The sequence below is a fragment of the Halarcobacter mediterraneus genome (assembly GCF_004116625.1).
Lineage (GTDB): Bacteria > Campylobacterota > Campylobacteria > Campylobacterales > Arcobacteraceae > Halarcobacter > Halarcobacter mediterraneus.
On sequence record NZ_NXIE01000010.1, the window covers coordinates 1 to 5,835 of the forward strand.

Genomic DNA, 5,835 nt, shown 5'->3' on the forward strand with positions numbered 1-5,835 from the left:
AAGAATTTCAAAATTTAAGCCAGGATTAATAAATAACTCTTGACAAGGGGAGAAAAATCTATTATAATTCCCATCCAATTTCAGAGGAACGGCATCAAAAGTGATTGATAAAGTTGTGAAGAGATGGGAGATCTTTAAAAACACAGAAGGTATTATAAATAACTTTTATAAACCGAATATAAATAAACGAAACAAGATATGTAAAACATATCCTTGTCTATAAATAGAAGCAAATGCTTTTACAATGAGATTTAGTTTTGTTATATAAGTAATAAAACATAAGTCAAGATTAAATAATCTATAAATATTTTTATGGAGAGTTTGATCCTGGCTCAGAGTGAACGCTGGCGGCGTGCCTAACACATGCAAGTCGAACGAGAACGGATCTAGCTTGCTAGATTGTCAGCTAAGTGGCGCACGGGTGAGTAATATATAGTTAACCTGCCCTCGAGAAAGGAATAACAGTTGGAAACGACTGCTAATGCCCTATATGCCTTTAAGACAGAAGTCTGCAAGGGAAATGCTTTAGTGCTCGAGGATGGGACTGTACGGTATCAGATAGTTGGTGGGGTAATGGCCTACCAAGTCAATGACGCCTAACTGGTTTGAGAGGATGATCAGTCACACTGGAACTGAGACACGGTCCAGACTCCTACGGGAGGCAGCAGTGGGGAATATTGCACAATGGAGGAAACTCTGATGCAGCAACGCCGCGTGGAGGATGACACTTTTCGGAGCGTAAACTCCTTTTATATAGGAAGATAATGACGGTACTATATGAATAAGCACCGGCTAACTCCGTGCCAGCAGCCGCGGTAATACGGAGGGTGCAAGCGTTACTCGGAATCACTGGGCGTAAAGAGCGTGTAGGCGGATAGATAAGTTTGAAGTGAAATCCTATGGCTCAACCATAGAACTGCTTTGAAAACTGTCTATCTAGAATATGGGAGAGGTAGATGGAATTTCTGGTGTAGGGGTAAAATCCGTAGAGATCAGAAGGAATACCGATTGCGAAGGCGATCTACTGGAACATTATTGACGCTGAGACGCGAAAGCGTGGGGAGCAAACAGGATTAGATACCCTGGTAGTCCACGCCCTAAACGATGTACACTAGTTGTTGCTATGCTAGACATAGCAGTAATGCAGTTAACACATTAAGTGTACCGCCTGGGGAGTACGGTCGCAAGATTAAAACTCAAAGGAATAGACGGGGACCCGCACAAGCGGTGGAGCATGTGGTTTAATTCGACGATACGCGAAGAACCTTACCTGGACTTGACATTTACAGAACTTTCAAGAGATTGATTGGTGTCTGCTTGCAGAAACTGTAGGACAGGTGCTGCACGGCTGTCGTCAGCTCGTGTCGTGAGATGTTGGGTTAAGTCCCGCAACGAGCGCAACCCACGTCGTTAGTTGCTAACAGTTCGGCTGAGAACTCTAACGAGACTGCCTACGCAAGTAGGAGGAAGGTGTGGACGACGTCAAGTCATCATGGCCCTTACGTCCAGGGCTACACACGTGCTACAATGGGGTATACAAAGAGCAGCGATACCGCGAGGTGGAGCAAATCTCAAAAATATCTCCCAGTTCGGATAGTACTCTGCAACTCGAGTGCTTGAAGTTGGAATCGCTAGTAATCGTAGATCAGCAATGCTACGGTGAATACGTTCCCGGGTCTTGTACTCACCGCCCGTCACACCATGGGAGTTGAACTCATTCGAAGCGGGGATGCTAAACTAGCTACCCTCCACAGTGGATTCAGCGACTGGGGTGAAGTCGTAACAAGGTAACCGTAGGAGAACCTGCGGTTGGATCACCTCCTTTCAGAGAATGTAATTTATAAAGATTCACTTCTTTATAAGCACAGAAAAGAAGAGTTATTCAGTTAACTCTTCAAAGAAACTACAAACAAAGTAGAGAAAATAGAGTTTATTATATTCGGTTTATAAAGGTTATTTAAATAGGTGAAAAATGGGCCTATAGCTCAGCTGGCTAGAGCGCTCGACTGATAATCGTGAGGTCCCAGGTTCAAGTCCTGGTAGGCCCACCATTGATAAATAATCTTAAAAGAAGTAGATTATATTTAGTATGTTGGGGATATAGCTCAGCTGGGAGAGCGCCTGCCTTGCACGCAGGAGGTCAGCGGTTCGATCCCGCTTATCTCCACCATTAAAAAGCTAAATATAAGTTCAAAAAAGTTTGAATTTATATTTGGTTTTTTACAACCAAAATAAGTTAACTTGAAAAATGTAAATTTTTTAAGATAGCATGATATTTAAAAATTTAATGTTAAAGTCTTTAATTTTTTCGTTTAATGATCTTTCGTATGAAGATTATTAAAAAACAAAAAAATTTCATATCTAAAAAACAGTTACCTTGAAAAAATGTAAATTTTTTTAAGATAATATATATAGATAGACACAACTAACTTATTAATATAGAGTGAAAACAAAGTATTTAATAAGATAGTAGCCAAGGAATAATTATTCAAAAAGGTTAAAGTAAGAAATTACTTTATTCTCAAAAAAATAAGCTATTAAGGGCTAATGGTGGATGCCTAGACTGTAAGAGGCGATGAAGGACGTACTAGGCTGCGATAAGCTTTGGGGAGCCGCCAAGAGGCATTGATCCAGAGATTTCCGAATGGGACAACCCAGTATATAGAGATATATATTACACGAAAGTGGGCAAACTCGGTGAAGTGAAACATCTCAGTAACCGAAGGAAGAGAAATCAAAAGAGATTCCGTTAGTAGCGGCGAGCGAACGCGGATTAGGGCAAACCCTATGCTTGCATAGGGGGTTGTAGGACCATAATATGAGACTAAAGAAGATAGTAGAAGTAGTTGGAAAGCTACAGCATAGAAGGTGATACTCCTGTATACGAAATTTTCGATAGCTCTATTGGTATCCTGAGTAGGACGGAACACGTGATATTTTGTCTGAATCCGGGGGGACCACCCTCCAACCCTAAATACTACTTACAGATCGATAGTGAACAAGTACCGTGAGGGAAAGGTGAAAAGTACTCCAGCGAGGAGAGTGAAATAGAACCTGAAACCATTAGCTTACAATCATTCGGAGCCCTATGATTTATCAGGGTGACGGACTGCCTTTTGCATAATGAGCCTGCGAGTTGTGGTGTCTGGCAAGGTTAAGCCAAGTGTGAAGCCGTAGCGAAAGCGAGTCTTAATAGGGCGAATTAGTCAGATGCTGCAGACCCGAAACGAAGTGATCTATCCATGGGCAGGTTGAAGCTGGTGTAAGAGCCAGTGGAGGACCGAACCGGTGGGCGTTGAAAAGTCCTCGGATGACCTGTGGATAGGGGTGAAAGGCCAATCAAACTTCGTGATAGCTGGTTCTCTCCGAAATATATTTAGGTATAGCCTCTAGTAGTAGCATGTAGGGGTAGAGCTCTGACTGGGCTAGGGCTGCTCACCGCGGTACCAAACCCTATCAAACTTCGAATACTACATGTGTAATCTAGGGAGTCAGGCGTAGGGTGATAAAATCCTATGTCGAGAGGGGAACAACCCAGACTAACAGCTAAGGTCCCAAAGTTACATCTAAGTGGAAAACGATGTGGAGTTACTGTGACAACCAGGAGGTTGGCTTAGAAGCAGCCACCCTTTAAAGAAAGCGTAACAGCTCACTGGTCTAGTGATTCTGCGCGGAAAATATAACGGGGCTAAGATGTACACCGAAGCTTTAGATTCAATATTTATATTGAGTGGTAGGAGAGCGTTCTATTCAGCGTTGAAGATGTACCGGTAAGGAGCGTTGGAGCGGATAGAAGTGAGCATGCAGGCATGAGTAGCGAGAAAAGAGGTGAGAATCCTCTTCGCCGAAAACCCAAGGTTTCCTACGCGATGCTCGTCATCGTAGGGTTAGTCGGGACCTAAGTCGAGTCCGAAAGGGGTAGACGATGGCAAATTGATTAATATTTCAATACCAACAATTAAGCGCGATGTGGGGACGCATAGAGTTAATCGAGCTCACTGATGGAATAGTGGGTCGAAGGACGTAGGATGTTACTTAGGCAAATCCGGGTAACGTGAATCCGAGATCTTACAGGCTCTTGACACTCTTCGGAGGAGATAGAGAATCGATGATACTGTCGTGCCAAGAAAAGCCACTAAGTATATTAATTGTTGCCCGTACCGTAAACCGACACAGGTGGGTGGGATGAGTATTCTAAGGCGCGTGGAAGAACCCTGGTTAAGGAACTCTGCAAACTAGCACCGTATCTTCGGTATAAGGTGTGCCTACTTTGGTATATGGACTTGCTCCAGAAAGCTAAAGAGGTTGCAACAAAGAGTCCCTCCCGACTGTTTACCAAAAACACAGCACTTTGCTAACACGTAAGTGGATGTATAAGGTGTGACGCCTGCCCGGTGCTCGAAGGTTAACTGATGATGTTAGGCTTTGCCGAAGCGTTTGATTGAAGCCCGAGTAAACGGCGGCCGTAACTATAACGGTCCTAAGGTAGCGAAATTCCTTGTCGGTTAAATACCGACCTGCATGAATGGCGTAACGAGATGGGAGCTGTCTCAACCAGGGATCCAGTGAAATTGTAGTGGAGGTGAAAATTCCTCCTACCCGCGGAAAGACGGAAAGACCCCGTGCACCTTTACTACAGCTTGACACTGTAGCTTGGATATTCATGTGCAGGATAGGTGGGAGGCTTTGATCTATGGACGCCAGTACATAGTGAGCCATCCTTGAGATACCACCCTTGAATATTTGAGTTACTAACTGCGAAGAGTTATCCTCTTTCAGGACAATGTCTGGTGGGTAGTTTGACTGGGGCGGTCGCCTCCTAAAAAGTAACGGAGGCTTACAAAGGTTAGTTCATGGCGGATGGAAATCGCCAGTTGAGTATAATGGCATAAACTAGCTTGACTGTGAGACATACAAGTCGAACAGAGACGAAAGTCGGTCATAGTGATCCGGTGGTTCTGTGTGGAAGGGCCATCGCTCAAAGGATAAAAGGTACGCCGGGGATAACAGGCTGATCTCCCCCAAGAGCTCACATCGACGGGGAGGTTTGGCACCTCGATGTCGGCTCATCGCATCCTGGGGCTGGAGCAGGTCCCAAGGGTATGGCTGTTCGCCATTTAAAGCGGTACGCGAGCTGGGTTCAGAACGTCGTGAGACAGTTCGGTCCCTATCTTCCGTGGGCGTAGGAAAGTTGAAGAGATTTGTCCCTAGTACGAGAGGACCGGGATGAACGTACCACTAGTGTACCAATTGTTCTGCCAAGGGCATCGTTGGGTAGCTATGTACGGATGTGATAAGAGCTGAAAGCATCTAAGCTCGAAGCCAACTCTAAGATGAACTTTCCCTGAAGATCCCAGCAAGACTAGCTGGTTGATAGGCTAGATGTGTAAGCGTTGTAAGACGTTTAGCTGACTAGTACTAATAGATCGTTTGGCTTTTTTTAAACTATTTCTTGGTTTACTATCTTATTAAGTACTTATGTTACTTAATATGTTGTATATCTATTTAGATAAGACTTTTAACATTTTTAACTCATTCTTGATGTGAGTACAGAGCATACTTTTTTAGTATGTTTGATACTCATATTGCTGGTGGTTTTAGCGAAGTGGAAATACCCAGATCCATTCCGAACCTGGAAGTCAAGCACTTCTGCGCTGATAATACTGCAGGGTTCCTCTGTGGAAACGTAGGCCGCTGCCAGCTCTTGAGTATTTTTACTAAAGCTTACCTTTACCAACTTACCCAAGTTGTTTATGGTAAGCTTTTTTTTTACCTTTTTTCTCTCTTTTCTTTCTTCTTTTATGGGTCTTTATTAAGCTTTTTGCTATATTTTTA

2 tRNA genes and 3 rRNA genes are annotated in these 5,835 nt (G+C 43.6%); all 5 read left to right on the top strand.

What is annotated here, in order from left to right:
• Window positions 1-309 precede the first annotated feature (309 nt).
• The 5 genes from CP965_RS13925 to rrf all read left to right on the top strand — a co-directional run bounded on the left by CP965_RS13925 (window position 310) and on the right by rrf (window position 5,703).
• Window positions 310-1,825: ribosomal RNA gene (locus CP965_RS13925) — 16S ribosomal RNA — on the top strand.
• 149 nt (window positions 1,826-1,974) lie between these two features.
• A tRNA-Ile gene (locus CP965_RS13930) sits at window positions 1,975-2,051 on the top strand.
• 43 nt (window positions 2,052-2,094) lie between these two features.
• Window positions 2,095-2,170 (top strand) — tRNA-Ala (locus tag CP965_RS13935).
• Between the two features lie 357 nt (window positions 2,171-2,527).
• Window positions 2,528-5,443, top strand: a 23S ribosomal RNA gene (locus CP965_RS13940).
• A 144-nt stretch (window positions 5,444-5,587) separates the two neighbouring features.
• Window positions 5,588-5,703: ribosomal RNA gene (rrf, locus tag CP965_RS13945) — 5S ribosomal RNA — on the top strand.
• Together the 16S, 23S and 5S rRNA genes with 2 tRNA genes alongside form the textbook arrangement of a ribosomal RNA operon.
• Window positions 5,704-5,835 lie beyond the last annotated feature (132 nt).